11 protein-coding genes are annotated in these 18,422 nt (G+C 34.1%); 10 read left to right on the top strand and 1 reads right to left on the bottom strand.

Annotated elements, in window-relative coordinates:
- The first annotated feature begins 4 nt into the window (after positions 1–4).
- The 10 genes from SCB73_RS00615 to SCB73_RS00570 all read left to right on the top strand — a co-directional run bounded on the left by SCB73_RS00615 (position 5) and on the right by SCB73_RS00570 (position 15,356).
- A complete protein-coding gene (locus SCB73_RS00615; RefSeq protein ID WP_320568266.1) occupies positions 5–1,450 on the top strand; it encodes a RagB/SusD family nutrient uptake outer membrane protein in 1,446 nt (481 codons plus the stop codon).
- A 15-nt stretch (positions 1,451–1,465) separates the two neighbouring features.
- The gene (locus SCB73_RS00610; RefSeq protein WP_320568265.1) at positions 1,466–2,236 is read left to right on the top strand and encodes a DUF4843 domain-containing protein; all 771 of its coding nucleotides are present in this window, start codon (positions 1,466–1,468) and stop codon (positions 2,234–2,236) included.
- Positions 2,237–2,269: 33 nt separating this feature from the next.
- Positions 2,270–3,745 (top strand): PKD-like family lipoprotein, encoded by a 1,476-nt coding sequence (locus SCB73_RS00605; RefSeq protein WP_320568264.1) that lies wholly within the window; start codon positions 2,270–2,272, stop codon positions 3,743–3,745.
- A 65-nt stretch (positions 3,746–3,810) separates the two neighbouring features.
- Positions 3,811–4,683 carry a thioredoxin family protein gene (locus SCB73_RS00600; RefSeq protein WP_320568263.1) on the top strand — a complete coding sequence of 291 codons (873 nt, stop codon included), beginning with the start codon at positions 3,811–3,813 and terminating at the stop codon, positions 4,681–4,683.
- A 1-nt stretch (position 4,684) separates the two neighbouring features.
- A complete protein-coding gene (locus SCB73_RS00595) occupies positions 4,685–6,160 on the top strand; it encodes an aspartyl protease family protein (RefSeq protein ID WP_320568262.1) in 1,476 nt (491 codons plus the stop codon).
- A 26-nt stretch (positions 6,161–6,186) separates the two neighbouring features.
- On the top strand, positions 6,187–7,569 hold the full coding sequence (locus SCB73_RS00590; RefSeq protein ID WP_320568261.1) for a TlpA family protein disulfide reductase: 1,383 nt from the start codon (positions 6,187–6,189) through the stop codon (positions 7,567–7,569).
- Positions 7,570–7,580: 11 nt separating this feature from the next.
- Positions 7,581–10,397: a M16 family metallopeptidase gene (locus SCB73_RS00585; RefSeq protein ID WP_320568260.1), complete on the top strand. Its 2,817-nt coding sequence runs from the start codon at positions 7,581–7,583 to the stop codon at positions 10,395–10,397.
- 143 nt (positions 10,398–10,540) lie between these two features.
- On the top strand, positions 10,541–12,586 hold the full coding sequence (locus tag SCB73_RS00580; RefSeq protein WP_320568259.1) for a protein-disulfide reductase DsbD family protein: 2,046 nt from the start codon (positions 10,541–10,543) through the stop codon (positions 12,584–12,586).
- Positions 12,587–12,722: 136 nt separating this feature from the next.
- Positions 12,723–14,585 (top strand): TonB-dependent receptor plug domain-containing protein, encoded by a 1,863-nt coding sequence (locus tag SCB73_RS00575; RefSeq protein WP_320568258.1) that lies wholly within the window; start codon positions 12,723–12,725, stop codon positions 14,583–14,585.
- 144 nt (positions 14,586–14,729) lie between these two features.
- Positions 14,730–15,356: a response regulator transcription factor gene (locus SCB73_RS00570; protein WP_320568257.1), complete on the top strand. Its 627-nt coding sequence runs from the start codon at positions 14,730–14,732 to the stop codon at positions 15,354–15,356.
- Here the strand turns inward: SCB73_RS00570 and SCB73_RS00565 are convergent.
- A complete protein-coding gene (locus tag SCB73_RS00565; RefSeq protein WP_320568256.1) occupies positions 15,353–18,400 on the bottom strand; it encodes a ligand-binding sensor domain-containing protein in 3,048 nt (1,015 codons plus the stop codon). The two genes, SCB73_RS00570 and SCB73_RS00565, sit on opposite strands and share 4 nt — an antisense overlap.
- Between the last annotated feature and the right edge of the window lie 22 nt (positions 18,401–18,422).

The raw sequence follows: 18,422 nt of genomic DNA, 5'->3' as shown, positions 1-18,422 counted from the left end.
TAGTATGAAAAAGTATTTAAATAAAATTTCATTCCTTCTTATAGTATCTTTTACAGCTGTTGGCTGTAGTGATTTTCTAGACGTGGTACCTCAGGACAAAATCTTAGAATCTCAGTTGTACAATTCGGAGAAAGGAGTTCAGAATGTGCATAATGGTCTTTATCTGCAATTAGCTTCTAATAATCTTTATGGTAAACAGTTGACTATGGATGCAGTTGAGATTTTGGGACAGCAGTATAATATGACTTCATACCCTGATAAAGCGCAGATTTCAACTTATGCTTATGCGGAAAAAGTAGCCAAAACTACATTTTCGAATATTTGGGAAACAGCATTTACAACTATTTTATCAGCTAATAAATTTCTGGAAAGTATAGACGAACATGCTGGAGTAATTTCTGCCGAAAAAGCCGATATGCTAAAAGGTGAGGCGATTGCGATTCGTGCGATGCTTCATTTTGATATGCTTCGTCTATATGGGCCTATCTATAAAGTTGCTCCCGCTGATCCAGGAATACCTTATTATGATAAATATGCACCAACCAATAATCCAATTCTTCCAGCTAAAGATGTAATTGTAAAAGTGCTTGCTGATTTAGATCAGGCTTTAGTTCTTTTAGCAAATGACCCGATTTTGACAACTGGAAAATATATAGGTTCAGGAGCTTTTGATGGCAATACGTATTATTCTGTAAATAGAGGAAATAGAATGAATTATTTGGCAGTAAAATGCTTAAAAGCACGTGTTCTTTTGTATGCTGGCGATAAAACAGGTGCTTCAACAATCGCAAATGAAGTGATAAACTTTACGAAATCAAATACGCTATTTCCTTGGACTCCATTTTTAGAAGCTACAAATGCCGCAAATCCAGATCGTATTTTTTTTTCAGAAAATTTCTTCTCGATTAGTGATTATACTTTATATACCAAACAAAAAGATTTATTCGATTCTAGTTTGGCCGATGATAAAATATATGCTCCGTTATTGGTCAGAATCAATGCCGTTTTTGAATCAAATGATAACGATTATAGAAGTCTTCCAAGCTGGAAAATTCCAATTGTGGGAGGAAAAACGCAGAAAACATTCTACAAATATGAAGATGTTACAGATAAGACTAAAGTGTTTCGTTTTCAGATTCCGATGTTTAAACTTTCAGAAATGTATTTAATCGCAGCTGAAACCTCAACGGTTCCTGCAACTGGAATTTCTTATTTGAACACACTTCGCTTTAACAGAGGTCTGACGAATTTAGCCGCAACAGCAGTTTTAACAACTGAAGTTACTAAAGAATATAAAAAAGAATTTATTGGCGAAGGGCAGTTGTTTTTCTATTACAAAAGAATCAACTCTACGGCAATTCCAAACGGCTCTGCGACTTCTGGAAATGTGACCATGAGCGCTGTTCAATATGTAGTTCCAATGCCGGATTCTGAAATTAACTTTCAATAATTTAAAAGATTAAATATGAATAAGATATTGATTTTAAGTATAATCTTCGTTTCTTTTTTAGGATTTACATCTTGTGAGAAAGAAGAAATTGCAACTTACCAAGACACGGATAATATTTATTTTTCTAATGCTTTGTATGCTCCCAATGGAATTAGTGAACCTGTTCGTGACAGTACAGGATTTAGCTTCAGTTTAGATAAATCAACTATTACAGGAAGAATTTTTAAAATTCCGATTAGGGTTCAGGGAAAATTAAGTGATGTAGATAGAAAAGTAAAACTTACCGTAGATCCATCAAGTACAGCAATTGAAGGGACACATTTTACACTTCCTAAAGAAATTTACCTTCATGCAGGAAGACGAGTTGATACCGTAGATGTTCCCTTTTTTAGAACTCCAGACATGAAAACCAAGCAGTACACCTTGGTTTTGAATCTGGAAGAAAATGAATGGTTTACCACAAAAATGCAAACAAAAGTAGTGAATGCAATTACAAAGAAAACCATGAGTTTTATTCGATTTAAAATAACTTTTGATGACAAATTAACGCAGCCTCCAGGATGGTTTGCAGCTTATTTGGGACCTTTTACTGCCAAAAAATTCTTTTTGATGTGCGAATTAATGGATTTGAAGCCAGAAATGTTTGCACAGAAACTGGGTTCGCCAGGACTTACAGTTCCAGATGTAGTGTATTATCAAAATTTTATGAAACGTTATCTGGCTGATCAGAAGAAATCTGGAAATACGATTTACGAAGAAGATGGTACCGAAATGTACGTTCTATAATTATCAAATTCATTTCATATAAAACATATTAAAATGATTAAAAAGATACAAATAAAAATCGCTTTACTGCTTTTGATTACTGTGGCAAATAGTTGTGTAAGTGATGAGGGAAATTATAATTATACTGAGATCAATACTTTAAATGTAACGGGAATACAAGAAGAGTATACCGTTTATACAGGGGAACGTTTTAAGCTTTCTCCAGATTTGAACCCAACCAAAGATGATGGATCAGATCCTGATCGTTATACATTCCAATGGGTGGCGTTAGGTAGCGCCAGAAACATTATAAGTACATCAAAAGATATTGATGCCATAATAAAGTTACCGCCTGCAAAATATCAGGTTTATTATTTAATTACCGATAAAGTTACCGGAGTTACTTGGCAACAGAAGTATTTTACGTTAAATGTAGTTTCGGCTATTTATGAAGGCTGGATGGTAGTTGGTGATGTTGATGGAAAAGCGAGATTAGATATGGTTTCTATAATTCCAAATGGTACTACACGAGTTATTACAGACGTTTTAGATGCTGCAGGCTCGGCTTTAAAATTGAGTGGAAAAGCTGTTGATGTAGAATGTTTTGGATCAGCGCTTTCGACTTCTACCGCTTACGGAATTTATGTTACTGCCACAGAAACAGGCACCGCTCGATTAGAACCAGATTCTTTTGCTTGGACAGAATCTCAAAATATCGCTTATGAAAGTGTTGGCGGAGCTTTTGAAACCAATTTTGGTGTTGATTTTATGAAATCTGCTGCACCAGCAGAAAATATTATTTATAGTAAAGGAAATATTTATTGTTATGTGAGATCAAATCAAATTAGATATGGCTTGCCTCAAAATATTTTAGATATCGAGACAAAACCTTTCTATGCTGCACCTTTTATTGCAGAAAACCGAGGAACAATTGCCGGTCCTCCTATTTTTTATGATCAAAATAATCGTCGTTTTGTCCGTTATAGCTTTTCAAAAGGAAATTGTTCTGCAATGCCTCCGTTAACGGGATCTCCAACTGTTTTAGATTGGAATAATACCAATTGTGATTTGGTATATATGACAACCTCAAACTTTAATTCATTCGAGAATTTTGCAGTTCTGAAGAATGTTACAACTGGAAAATTCCATCTTTTGAGATTTAATACAGCCTTGGCACAGACTTATTATAAAGAAATCCTAAATGCACCAGATATTGATAAAGCCACAAAATTTGCTGTAAGTCCAGATTCTGGTTACTTGTTTTATGCTGTTGGAGGAAAACTATACGAGTATGACAACGGAACTCAGTCTGCAAAATTAATGCTGGACAAAGGCAGTGAAGAAATCACTTATCTGGATTGTAATGCAAGAGCCAATAAATTATATACTAAAAAATTAATCGTTGGAAGCTATGGTACAACGGGCAAATTAGAATTATTTACAGTTCCTCCTGTAAACGGAAATTTAGTACTTGACTATAGTTACTCTGGTTTATGTAAAATTGTTGATGTTGCTTATCGTACTAGATAATTAAAAATTGTTAAATCAAAGCCGGATGAATTCTTAAAATTCATTCGGCTAAATAACCACATTTTATGAAACGTTTTTTTAAAATCGCAAGTGCAGTTTTGCTGCTTGCCAGCTCTTCTATTGCTTTAAATGCACAGACAAATCCAGCTGATGATAGTTGGGAACTAGCTAAAAAACAAGCACAAAAGGAGAAAAAGTTAATTTTTGTCGATTTGTATTTTACGGGCTGTATGCCGTGCGCACAAATGGACAAAGATGTATTTCCAGATCCTAAAGTTGCCAGTGTTTTGAGTGCAGATTTCGTGACTTTCAAATCGGATATTTTGAAAGAGGAAATTGGCAAAAAGTTATGCATGAAATACGGCGTTACTGGTTTTCCAACTTTTTTATTTATAAATCCGAATGGAAAAGTGATTGATATTGCTTCAGGATTTCAAACTGTAGAGCAGTTTACAGCATTGCTTCAAAATGCAAAAGATTTGGCTAAAAAAGGAATTTTTAAAAAATATAGTCCCCAGATCAATGAAAAGGATTACCCAGATTTTTATGTGCAAGCTTATATGGCAAACAAAAGGAATGTGCCTTTTGATGTAATCGATAGCTACTTAAAATCTAAAGACGCTACAGATGAGGTTTCTTTTGTAATTGTTACTGGATTAAGAGTTGGCAAACAATATGATGATCTTTTTCTATTGTCAAGCAAGAAGTTCGCTACAGATTATGGGAAATCAAGTGTTACCAACCACGTATTTACCATTTTGCAACGTAAAAGAAAAGAATTCGAAAAAACGAACGATTTAAAAGGTTTCCAAGCATTGCTTGCTGAGGCAAAAGAATTGTACACACCAGAAGAATGGACCAAATACGAAGGCATTTTATTAAAAGATTTTGGTGCACAAAAGCCACCTGTCAATAATCCTTATACTTTGCAAAAGTAAAATGAAAAAGTTAGTTGTATTCGCACTGACAATTTCGTGCTATATCAATTATGGGCAAAAAAAGAGTGTTCAAGAAAGCGTAAAAGCGTTTGAACAAGCTTTTCAGCAAAAAGATTATACGAGCATCAAAAATCTTTTAGCGTCAGAATTTACAGTTGGTGTGGGAGATTCTTCGTCAAACGAATTTTACCTTAACAGTATTTTCAAAGCTTTTCCGGTTTTAGATTCGATTCAAATCGGAAAATCGGCGAAAATCAAAAATGAAACTTTTGTTTTGGCTGATTTTTGTTTCAAAGGGAAAGAGAAAAAGCCAACCCAAATTGTTTTCAATTCAGAGAACAAAATCTTGTATGTGACGTTTTTTGATGGTTTGTACAAAGTCGACAGAAATGCTGAAGTAAAAGAAGTAGCCAGTATTCCGTTTGAAATTGTTGAAAACGGAATTGCCATTAAAATAAAACTAAACAAAGCCGATCGCGAGTTTTTAATGCTTTTTGACACAGGCGCAGACGGAATGGCGTTGAATCCTGATAGCGCATACAAAGCTGGAGTTGTAGTGACGAAAAATAAATCGGCTTCGGTGGTTGGCGGAAGTCAGCAAGTGCAATATTCGGCAGATAATACGATTTACATTGGTGATCAGGTTTTGAAAAATCAAGGTTTGGTCATTTTTCCAAAACACGGCGTTTATGATGGATTATTTGGTGCCAATTTGCTTCGCAATTATATCACATCAGTCAATTTTGATACAATGACAATTGATTTATACAATTTTGGAGATTTTAAGTATTGGGGAAAAGCAAAACCTATGGTTTTTGATTATAAATCGGGACTTCCGGTAGTAAAAATGAATCTGACTTTTGAAGACAAAAAATCAGTCGAAGGCAATTTCACTTTTGATACTGGAGCAGGTTACGATTTAATTGGTTACGGCCCCTTCAATCATAAAAATAATCTCGAAGCAAGTCTAAAAACAGAATATACTTCGGTGAATTATAGTTTAGGAAAACAAACCAAAATTGTCGGTGGCGCGATTCCGAATATTGCCATTAACGGAAATAATTTCCCAAATGTAACCATCGCGCTTCAGGAATATGACGAAGCCAATAAAAGCTGGGCTTTCGCCGATGGTTCTCTGGGAATCGATTTGATCAAACGTTTCAATTTTACCATTGATCTTTTGCATAAAACAGTTTATCTGGAACCCAATAAAAATTTCAAAAAAATGTCCTCTTTCTATTTAGGAGGAATGAATTTAGATTTTGACGAAAATCAAAACCTGATAGTAAAAAGAATTATAGATCAGCAAAATGAAGATTTAAAGAAAGTAAAAGAGGGAGCCAAGGTCATTCAAATCAATGATTTTGAAGCCAAAGATTTATTGAATCCAGAAAATCTTAAAAAGCTAAAAGAGAGTAAAGAAACCAAAGATTTCATCATCGAGCAAGGCGATCAATCGATGCAAATTTCAATTTAAAAATATCAACCAAAAAACAAAAAACAATGAAAAAACACATTTTTTATTTCATTTTGACCTTCATCACGGTTCAAATGAGTTTTGCTGCAAACCTTTCAGAATATGCAGTTATTAGAGGAACAATCTCGATTCCAGATTTAAAAACAAAAGAAATTACGCTTTACAATGTTGAAGATGGAAAGCCAGTCGTTGCTGCTACCGCAAAAGTTAATTCGCTGGGGGAATTCGGCTTTATGACACCAGTTTCAGCTGCTGGCTTTTATTATGTAGATTACGGTCAAATGAAAAGTAGAAACCAATTAATTCGTTTGTTTTTAGAACCTAAACTAGACTTAAATCTGGTAATCAATAAAACAAATTACGTTTTAAGCGGAAAGAATATCGGACAAAATGCTTTGGTGCAAAAAGCAAACGAAATCTACAACGAATTTGCGCCTTTTGCACGTTTGGGTGAAAATGTATCGTATGTAGAATTTTATCCGTTTATTGATAAAGGTATTGCCAAAGCAGATGAATTTTCGAAATCAATTAAAACAAAAGATGCGAATTTCAATAAATTATTAAAATTGGCTGTAGCGACAGATGTTGAAGAACTTACTTATACTTTTTTTAGAATGCCAAGATCTGTGTTTCCAGACAAAGACGATCGTCCAGCAGTAATTAAAACTTGGATGACAGACAAGAAATTTACAGATCCAGATTTGTTAAAATTAGCGAATGGAGTTTCTTTGATGACAAATTATTTTTTCTATGTAAGCATTAATGGTGGTGAGAAACCAAAGCGTTTGGATTTAACAGAATCAATTACTCATATTACAGATTCAGCTTTAAAGGATGCATATCTTCGTGAAGAAGTGGCAACTTCAAGAATGAAAATTGAAGAATACGAAAAAATTGCGCCGAGCATTAAACCTTTTATGATTTCTGACGCGAGTAAAGCATTTTTATTAGAATACGAAAAAGTCCTTCATAAAAATGTGGGGCAAAAAGGATTGGATTTTACTTATAATGACATAAACGATAAACCTGTTTCTTTTTCAGATTTCAAAGGGAAATTTGTGTACATTGATTTATGGGCAACTTGGTGCGGGCCTTGTAAAGCAGAGATTCCACACATGAAAAAAATCGAGGAAGATTATCACGGAAAAAATATTGTTTTTGTAAGCCTTTCATTGGATAAACCAAAAGACGCTCAAAAATGGAAAGACTTTGTTACAAAAGAACAATTAAAAGGAATTCAGTTAATGGCTGATAAAGATTTTGGTTCTGATGTAGCTAAAAATTACGATGTAAATGCGATTCCGAGATTTTTATTGTTTGACACAAAAGGAAACATCATCAATGCCGATGCGTTTCGTCCGTCAAATCCAGAATTAAGAGTGCAGTTGGATAAATTATTGAAAGGTTAATTAGCAGCTTTATGAAGTACAGCAAAAAAATATCAATTTTATTATTCATCGTTGGGTGTTTCTCATCCGCGAAAGCGCAGAATTTTAAATCTGCAGACCCAATTGCAGTCAACCAAAAAATAAAAAAAGGGGTTCTTCCAAACGGAATGACGTATTATATTTACCCGACAGATGTCAATAAAAATACGGCAAGTTATTATATTATTCAGAATGTTGGGTCGATTTTAGAAAACGACCAGCAGAAAGGACTGGCGCATTTTCTGGAGCATATGGCGTTTAACGGAACCAAACATTTTGAAGGAAAAGGCATTTTGAATACGCTTCAGAAGCAAGGTGCCGTTTTCGGAAAAAACATCAATGCTTACACAAGCACAGATGAAACAGTTTACAATTTGGATAATATTCCGTCAAAAGATGGTGGAGTTGTCGACACTTGTTTATTGGTTTTGCATGATTGGTCAAATTTTTTGTCTCTGACGAATGAAGAAATCGATGCTGAGCGTGGCGTAATTACCGAAGAATGGCGCACAAGGCAAAATGCTCGCGCCAGAATTTACAATCAGTTGGCGCCATATTATTACAACAATTCGCTTTATGCAGACCGCATGCCGATTGGCGATATGGAAATTATTAAAAACTTCAAATATCAGGCGTTAAAAGATTTTTATAAAGATTGGTATCGTCCAGATTTGCAGGCAATCGCTATTGTTGGAGATATTAATTCAGATGAAGTTGAAGCGAAAATCAAAAAACTTTTTGCTGATATTCCGTCGCCAGTAAATCCTAAAAAGCGTTTTGAAATTGCGATTCCAGAAAGAGCAGAACCAACTTTCAAATTGGCTTTGGATAAAGAAATTTCAGCTTCAAATATCAGTTTAATGATTCGTCATAAAGCTGAAAAAACAACGAATACGTATGCCGATTTAGAAAAATCGACCCAAAGAAGTATTGCTTTTTCAATTTTGAACAATCGTTTGTCAGAAATGGCACAAAAACAAGAATGCCCATTTAAAGGCGCACAAATTGGCTATCAAAATTATACTCGTTTGAATGATGTCTGGATTTTGAGCGTTTTGCCAAAACCAGGAAAACAAGCTGAAGCTTTTACAGCTGTAATGAATGAATGGGTTCGTGCGTATAAATTTGGTTTTTCAACCGGAGAAATCGAAAGAGCCGCTAAAGAAACTATTTCTGGTTACGAAAATTATTTGGAAAAAATAAATGAGATTTCGCATAAACAAGTAATCGGAATGGTGAAAGATGATTATTTGAACCACGAAGTAATTGCTGATCCTACGGTAGAATTTGAAATGACAAAAAGCATTTTGAAAAATATTGACAGCAAAATTCTTCAGGAACAAATTTCAAAATTATACACAAAAGAAAACCGTGTTGTAACGGTTACAGGTGTAGAAGGCGAAGAAAATTTAATGCAGGAAAAAGCATTTGATATCATTCAGAAAGCAGAAAACGATGCTTCATTGCAGCCGTACGCAGATACTTTTGTGACTAAATCACTAATGGACGATACGGATTTAAAGCCAGGTAAAATTGTTGCTGAAAAAGAAACTAAGGAAATAGGGGCGACTACGTTTACGTTAAGTAACGGCGTGAAAGTGCATTATAAATTTGCTGATAAAAATAAAAAAGAAGTTATGTTGCAAGCCGTTAGTCTTGGAGGATCATCTTTATATGATCCTAAAGATATGCCTTCAATAATTTCGACAACAAATCTGGCAATGATGTCAGGAGTAGCAGCATTTTCGAATGTTGAGTTAAATAAAGTACTAAAAGGAAAAATTGTAGGAATCTCTGTAGATATAAATAATTTGACAGAAGCAGTTTCAGGGTCTGCAAATGTAAAAGACATTGAAGCAATGATGCAATTGGTTCATTTACGTTTTGTTAAACCAAGATTTGATAAAGACCAATACGATTTGTTGAAACAGAGAATGCAGAATTCTTTAAAAAACAGAGAAAATGATATTTCATCTAAAATGAAAGACAGTTTGACCTCTGCAATTTATGGTAAAAACAATCCAAAAGTGCGTATAATGAACCAGCAATTCATTGATGATTTATCTTTTGAGAACATGAAAGCTTTCTATTTGGATCGTTTTGCCGATGTTTCAAGCTTTGAATTTTATATTGTTGGAGATGTTACACCAGAAGTTTTAAAACCTTTATTAGAAAAATATATTGCAAGTATAAACGGTATTAAACGAAAAGAGAAGTTTAAAAAGGATGTTCCAAAATGGGTTTCAAGTAAAATTGACAAAGATATTTTCATTAAAATGGAAACGCCTAAAAGTTCAGTTAGGATAGGATTTTTGAAAGAATGTGCTTTTAGCCATAAAAACAAAATATTGGCTTCTTTCTTAGGTGATATATTGACGTTGCGATATACTGAAAGTCTTCGTGAAAAAGAAGGCGGAACATATGGCGCACAAGTTATTGCAAGTCTTGAGGAATTGCCAATTTCAAGAATAAAAATGAATATCAATTTTGACTGTGATGCAGATAAAGTCGAACATTTACTGCCAATTGTTTATCAGGAAATTGATAAAATCAAAAAAGGCGAAATCGCTTCGGAAGATATTGAGAAAACTAGAACAAATTATTTGAAAGCAAGAGAAGACAGCAAAAACTTTAACAGCTACAGCATGAACCTAATCTATAATTATTTTGAAAATAAATACAATATGGATGATCCTGCAACTTATGAAAATATCGTAAAAAACATTACAGCAAAAGATATTCAGGAATTTGCCACTTCTTTTTTAAACAAAGCCGATGCTATGGAGGTTGTTTTTAAGCCATTGAAATAATCTTAGAACCTTTTACCAGAATTTAATTTGTACTTCCGTAATCAATTGATATTTTGAATTAGTAAGCATTATTAATTGCAATATCGGAATTTACGAGAGGGTTGTTTTTTGCTATTCAGCCCTCTTTTCTAAAAAAAATATTCATGAACAAGAACATATTTTTAGTGAGTCTGCTGTTGTTGTTTACAATAATGGTAAAGGCTCAGATTTATACTCCCATAAAGTGGAAAACCAGTGTCGAAAAAATTTCAGATACTGAATATGAATTGCAGGCAAAAGCGACTTTAGAAGCTGGCTGGCATTTATATAGCCAAGAAGGTTCAGACGGAGGGCCTATTCCAACTCATTTTACTTTTACTAAAAGCCCCGATTTTCATGTGATCGGAAATGTAAAAGAAGAAAAAGGAAAAACGATCAATGATCCTGTTTTTAAAATGTCGATTAAGTTTTTTGAAAAAGAAACAACATTTAGACAACGAATAAAAAGCATCGGAAAGAAACCTTTTAAAATCAAAGCTGAGGTTGAATATATGGTTTGTAACGATGAAAATTGCCTTCCGCCAAGTTATGATGAACTAGAATTTTCTGTGAGCCTATCTGCGACAGCGGTCGCAACGGTTGAGAAAATTGTTTCTGAGGCAAAATCAGAAAGAATATTGCCTGATTCAACTGCAATCGATGAGGTTCAGACCGAACCAATCACTGTAAAAGAATCAAATTCTGCCATAAAACCAGTCATTACAAAAAAGAAAAGCAAAGCTGAATTAGATAGTTTATGGACGATTTTTATGTTGTCATTTTTCTCCGGTTTTGCCGCTTTGCTTACGCCGTGCGTTTTCCCGATGATTCCAATGACTGTTAGTTTTTTTACGAAACAAAGCAAAACCAAATCACAAGGAATTAGAAAAGCTGTTTTTTACGGAATCTTTATTATTACGATTTATATTTTTCTTGGTGCTGTAGTTACTTGGGCTTTTGGTGCCGATTCGCTGAATGCACTTTCGACTAATGTTTGGTTTAATTTGGTTTTCTTCGTGCTTTTATTGGTTTTCGCCATGTCATTTTTAGGAGCGTTTGAAATCATGCTACCAAATTCATTAGCAAATAAAGTGGACAGTCAGGCAGACCGAGGAGGAATTATCGGAATCTTGTTTATGGCTTTGGCTTTGGCAATTGTTTCGTTTTCATGCACAGGCCCAATCGTAGGAACTTTATTGGTCGAAGCGGCTTCAAGAGGCGGGATTGCGCCTTTTGTGGGAATGTTTGGGTTTTCGTTGGCTTTGGCTTTGCCTTTTACTTTTTTCGCGGCTTTTCCCGGTTGGCTGAATTCATTGCCAAAATCGGGTGGATGGTTGAATTCAGTAAAAGTGTTTTTAGGCTTTTTAGAATTGGCTTTAGCCTTTAAATTTTTATCTAATGCCGATTTGGTTTTGCAATTGCATTGGCTGGAAAGAGAAACATTTTTAGCTATCTGGATTGCGATTTTCGCAGTGCTGAGTTTGTATTTGTTTGGAAAAATTCAGTTGCCGCACGACAGTCCGTTATCGCATATCAGCGTCGGAAGATTGAGTCTCGGAATTGTTGTTTTATCGTTCACCATTTATTTGATTCCGGGTATTTGGGGAGCGCCTTTAAAATTAATCAGTGGTTTTCCGCCACCGTTGAATTACAGTGAAATTCCGAGTGGTTTAGGAGCAAATTCAGACGAATTGACTGCAAAATTGCCGGAAGGAGCAGAATTTGGTCCGCATAACATTATCGCTTTTACCGATTATGATTTAGGAATGGCCTACGCCAAAAAAATGCGCAAGCCAGTAATGATCGATTTTACAGGACATGCCTGCGTAAATTGCCGAAAAATGGAAGATAATGTTTGGTCTGACCAAAAAGTGCTTAAAGTTTTGAAAGAAGATGTTGTCTTGATTTCACTTTATGTTGATGATAAAAGAGAATTGCCTCAAAACGAACAAGTAGTTTCTGAATTGACAGGAAAAAAAATAAAATATATCGGGCAGAAATGGAGTGAATTCCAAACCGTTACATACAAAACCAATGCACAGCCTTTTTATGTATTGGTAAATAATGAAGGCGAAACCTTGAATGAAACTTCGGCATATAATCCTGATATTGAGGATTATTTAGCTTGGTTGCAAAGTGGAGTTTCGAATTTTAAAAATAGTTTTAATTAATTTTTATTTATTGTTACCCAAGGTTAAATTGAAAAAAGGGAATAGCAAAACCGCTATTCCTTTTTTTTTGCAAATTTTAGTGCTTGTGCAGGGCAGAATAAGGTGTTACTTTTGCAAAAAAATCAGTAAACCCAAAATGAAGAAAATCTATATTGCTGTATTGACAGTAATTTGTACCAATTTTTACGCACAGACCAAGAAAGATTCCATCAATCAAATGGATGAAGTTATAATTAACGAGAATCGCTTTAGTACTCCAATTTCAAAGCAAAATAGAAATGTTTACATTATTTCTAGCGAAACCATTAAAAAACTTCCGGGAAGAACACTTCAGGAAGTCTTGCAATATGCCAATGGCGTTGATATTCGACAAAGAGGGCCATTTGGAACACAAGCCGATATTAGTGTTGATGGCGGAAGTTTTGAGCAAACTGTTGTTCTTTTAAATGGAGCAAAAGTGATTGATTCACAAACCGCTCACAACATGCTTAATTTGCCTCTTCCGGTAGAAGTTATCGAAAGAATTGAAGTGGTTCGCGGGCCCGCAGCAAGAATTTACGGAATCAATAGTTTGACTGGAGCGATCAATATTATTACAAAAAAACCAACCGATTCTGGATTTTTAGTGAGCACTTATGCAGGTTCAAATTTCGAGAAAGATTCCGAAGATACAGGAGATACTTTTTACGGAACTGGAATTCAAGCCGGAGCTGTTTTAGGAAAAGAAAAGCAACAACATTTAATTTTTGCTTCTCATGACAAAAGCAATGGTTATCGATACAATACGGCATTCGAGAACAATAAAATTTTCTATCAAGGAAATGTACAAATCAATGATAAGAATCAAATTTTAGGTTCGGCAGGTTACATCAATAACGGATTTGGAGCTAACGGATTTTACGCGGCTCCGGGAGATAAGAATTCGACTGAAATTGTTCAAACGACATTTGCCAATATTCAGTCCACGCATTCTATTACAGATAGCTGGAAAATTATGCCTAGAGTGACTTACAGATACAATTATGATGATTATCGTTATTTAGGAAACTCTAATTTGGCTGTTGGAAGAAGTCAGCATTATACCAACTCGATTGCAGGAGAATTGAATTCTACCGTTAAATTGGCAAAAGGAGAAATTGGTTTTGGAGCGGAGTTCAGAAACGAAAATATTCATTCATCAAATATTGGAGATCACGATCGCGAAAATGTTGGGCTTTACGCCGAATATAGAACGAGTTTTACCAATAAATTGGATGTAAATATTGGAACATATTTGAATTACAATTCCGATTATAAATGGCAGATTTATCCCGGAATTGATGCCAGTTATGCAATTTCAGAAGCATTCAAAATTACTGGAAATGTTGGAACAAGCCAAAGAATCCCATCGTTTACAGATTTGTATTTGAAGCAAACTGGAAATATTGGAAATCCCGATTTAGATTCAGAAAATGCTTTTCAGAGTGAAATTGGCTTCAAATACAATAAAAAAGCCTTGAGTTTGAATGCGAATTATTTCTATAGAAAAATTGATAATTATATCGACTGGATGCGAAACGCAACGACAGTTCCTTGGCAGAGCCAAAACACAGGAGATTTAAATACAAACGGAATCAATTTGCGTGGCATTTACAGATTCGATTTTTCTAAAGATTCTAGATTGAATATTCTTTTAGCTTATACTTATTTAGATTCAGATTTTAAAAGTTCACGAACAGAAATTTATTCGAAATACTTGATTTCATCCTTAAAACATCAAATTACGAATACAATTGATTATCAATTTAAAGATTTCTCTGTTTTGTTTGCTACGCGTTTTAACGAAAGAATTACTGGACCATCGTATTGGATTAACGATTTTAGAGTAAGTCAGTCGATTCATAAATTCACCATATTTTTAGACGCTCAAAATATATTTAATACTACATATTACGAAGTAGGAGCAGTTCCACTGCCATCAAGATGGTTCACATTGGGTGTGAAGCTTGTAACTTTTTAAAGTTTGATTTTTTAGAAAATATAAAAAAGGAATAGCGAATTTGCTGTTCCTTTTTTTGTGCGTTTGATTCGGCTAAAAAGTTTTTCGTTAAAAATTTAATTGTTTAAAAAATAGTGTGTTAATTTGATACGAATTCTTTTTTCTATGAAGCAAATTTTAATAGTTGACGATCATTTGGTGGTACGAAATGGCGTTGCGATGGTTTTGGAAAAACAAATCGAAAATGTAGAAATTTCACATGCCGAAAATTTCTTCGAAGCTCTTGCGATTTTAAGAGAAAAACCAATCTGTTTAGTGCTTTTGGATATCAATATTCCAGGCGGAAAAAACACCGGAATGATCGCCGATATTAAAGCGATTCAGCCTGCTGTAAAAATTTTGGTTTTTTCGGCTCATGAAGAAGATCAATATGCTTTGCAATATATTTCTGCCGGCGCAAATGGCTATTTGAATAAGCTTTGCAGCGAGGAAAAAATGATATTTGCAATCAATTCTGTTTTTGAGACTTCGACTTATGTTTCTCCAGAACTTGTAAGCAAATTGTTGGAAACTCGAATAAATAAAAAATCCAAAAACCCGTTAGAAAGCCTTTCTAAACGAGAACTTCAAATTGCCGAAATGCTGATAAACGGCAACGGAAATCTTGAAATTTCAAACATGCTCAACATTCACATGTCAACGGTGAGTACTTATAAAGCAAGGCTTTTTGAAAAACTAAAAATCACAAACTTGGTTGAACTGATCAATCTTTTCAAAACGTATGAATATTAATCGTATTCGACCATTATTTCAATAGCAGTTCCTTTGCCCTCTGTGCTGGTAATATTGATGTTTCCGTGAATAATCAACAAAAGCTCAATAATCATGTGCAATCCTAAGTGGTAATTTTTTACAATTGGATTTTTATAAAAATCAAGATAATAATCAATAAGTTCTTTGCTCATTCCTTTTCCATTATCAATAATGGTGATCAGCAAGATATTATCTTTGGTTCCAGAAAATAATTCCACATGTCCGTTTGGAGCATTTTTTATGGCATTATCAACCAGATTATGGATAATGATCGATAATGCTTTTTTATTTGTCCTAATGCGAAGTTTTGGGTCAACACTATTGATGACTTCTATATTTTCGGCTTCGGCGATTTTTTCAAAAATATCAATTTTTTCTTCAATCAAATTGTATAAGGAATAGGAGTCGTCTTCGAGTTTTTTTCCTTCAATAAAAATCGAGGAATATTTGATCAGATTTTCAACATATTCATACAACTGCGTTGTGGACATTTTAATTGTTCCTACGTGTTTTTTTAGTTGTGCATCTTCTTGAATGGTTTCATTTTCAAATAAATGCGTGATTGAATTGGTCAAGAATTTTAAAGGGCTTTTGATATCATGACTAATGCTTTTTACCAACGTTTCCTGCTGTTTGATTTCTTGTTTTAGGTTGCTTTTTGTCTTTTGCAGTTTTTTGACTGTTGTAGCCAGCTTTTTTGTTTTGATATCAATAACTTCTTTGAGCTTTATATTTTTTCTTTTGATGTAATACAATCGGATGTACCATAACGAAATTAGAAATCCGATAAGCAAAACATAGGTCAAAGCGGTAAACCATACGGTTTGGTAAAATTTGGCAGGAACTTTAAGCAAGATTTTCTTGTAAACATATTTAGAATCAAATCCCGATAAACTTCGAATCATCAATTTATATTCGCCAGGAGGCAAAGTAGTAAAGGAGATTGATCGTTCATTTTTTATGCGTTCCCAACGGCTGTTGGCATTTTTTTCGAGTTTTGCTTCAATATGCAGATTTTCAGGATTGCCATAATAAGGATAAGCAATCAAAATGCTGACTCTTTGAAAACCGTTTGGCAAAACAATAATGTCGCTCGGCTGTTGCTCTTTTTGATCAACAATTACGCGATCTATATAAAGCTGTTTTCCAGGGAGCAACGGCCTAACTTTATAAGGATTAAAAAATACAAAGCCATTTATAGAAGGCAAAACAATATTTCCGTTTTTAAGGAAATTGCTGCTAGGTTGGCATCCACCATTAAATTCATTGGTTAAAAAGCCGTCGGCCTTGTTGTATTGATGATAATATATAGCTTCTGATTTATCTTTGAGGTAGGCCAGCAAAGCTTTTCTCGATATTTGAAAAAGACCTTTGTTTGTTGGAACCCAAAAGAACCCATTTTTGTCTTCGGTGATAGAATGTGAAGAGTTAAGGTATTCGTCTTCGTCTTTTGGAAAAGAATGGAGATGCTTGCGATCTGAGGAATAAAGAAAAAAGCCTTTTTCATAAGTGGTCAGCCATATTTTTCTCTCATGGTCAATAAAAATACTTCTGATGTTTATTTGATTCGTACTTTTTATAAAAAATAGTTTTCTAGAATTTTTCTCATATCTAAAAAGACCTTTTTCAGTGCCTAAATAAAGCGTCTCTGCATCATACTCAGCAATAAAATTGATGTTTGCGTCAAACAGCGCTATCAAATGTATTTTTCCGTTTTTTATGCAGTATAATTTTGGTTTTTGGAATTCGTTATGAGCCAAACTAACCCAAATATTGTTTTCGTTGTCACAGAATATTGTTTTGGGATTTTGGTTGAACCTATAAGTAATGTACTTTTTATATCCCGAGTTTTTTAAATAACATAAAACATTGTTACGTCTAGAAAGCCATATGTTTTTTTGTTCATCTTGAGCAATTGTTATTTTTTCATTTAAGTCAATAATTTTTTCAAAAGATAAACTGTCAATTAGTTTTTTGTTGTCGAAAATCAGTCCTATTGGGGTTATTATAGTACTGTCAGTAAAAGCTTGAGCCGCATAATAAGCCTCAGATTTTGCAAATTCCTTTTTAACTGATTTAAAAGCGGGAAAAGTAATGATGCACAAACCATTTGTATTGCTTCCTAAATACAATTTTTGATTGGATTGATCATAGTAAATGGAAGCGATATTGCTGTTGACAAAGTCATTGAATTCGACAATAAACTTGGCTGAAAGTTTGCCATTTTTAAATTCGACAAGGTATATTTTGTTTTTAAAGGAAAGAAAAATCTGTCCAGTGGTAATGTTCCAGAAAATCTTGGGTTTTGTTTTAAAAACCTTCGGATCGAGTTGTCCCGAAGTTTTTCCGCTTATTGAAAAACTATCATAATTTCCATTATCGCTGAGATAAAAAAGAGTATTTCCAATTGCAAAAAAGTTAAAAACGGAATTGTTTTTATATGCAATTTTATAAAGGCGCTTCATTTTAGCATCACATAATTCTACTTCATCATTATCAACAAAAAAGATATTTCCATTTGAAGTTTTGATGCAAAATTGCTCACTAGGATCTATGGTGAGATAGGAAGGAAGCCCATCATGCAAAAAGGAATGCCTGCCTTTTCTATTGTAGTTATAGATTGGTGGTTTTTTTTGGATGACTTTTATTTTTCGGCCAGTAATGATCGCCAGCTCTTTTTTTCCTTCATTATAACAAACCAAGCTGTCTTTTTCGACACTCCCAAAAATATCTGTAAATCGGCTTCCTTGCAAATTTGTATTTGAAGAATTGTAGGCGGTAAAAGTATTGCCATCATATCGTACAAGTCCGTTTTCAGTTGTCATCCAAATAAAGTTGTATTTATCTGCAACTATCGCTTTTATACTGCTTTGGGGCAATTCATTATTATCGGCAGTATACCATCTGAAAGCATAGTTTTCTTGGCAGAAACCTTTGGCCACAGTGAGTAGCAGGAAAAAACAGCAATAACGAAAAGTGGTAGATAACGTCATTTGTGCAATCAGATTTGTACACGCAAACATAGCAAACAAAATTTATAATCTG

Origin of the sequence: Flavobacterium sp. KACC 22761 (assembly GCF_034058155.1) — a bacterium.
GTDB lineage: Bacteria > Bacteroidota > Bacteroidia > Flavobacteriales > Flavobacteriaceae > Flavobacterium.
This window is presented reverse-complemented; position numbering and strand designations above follow the sequence as displayed.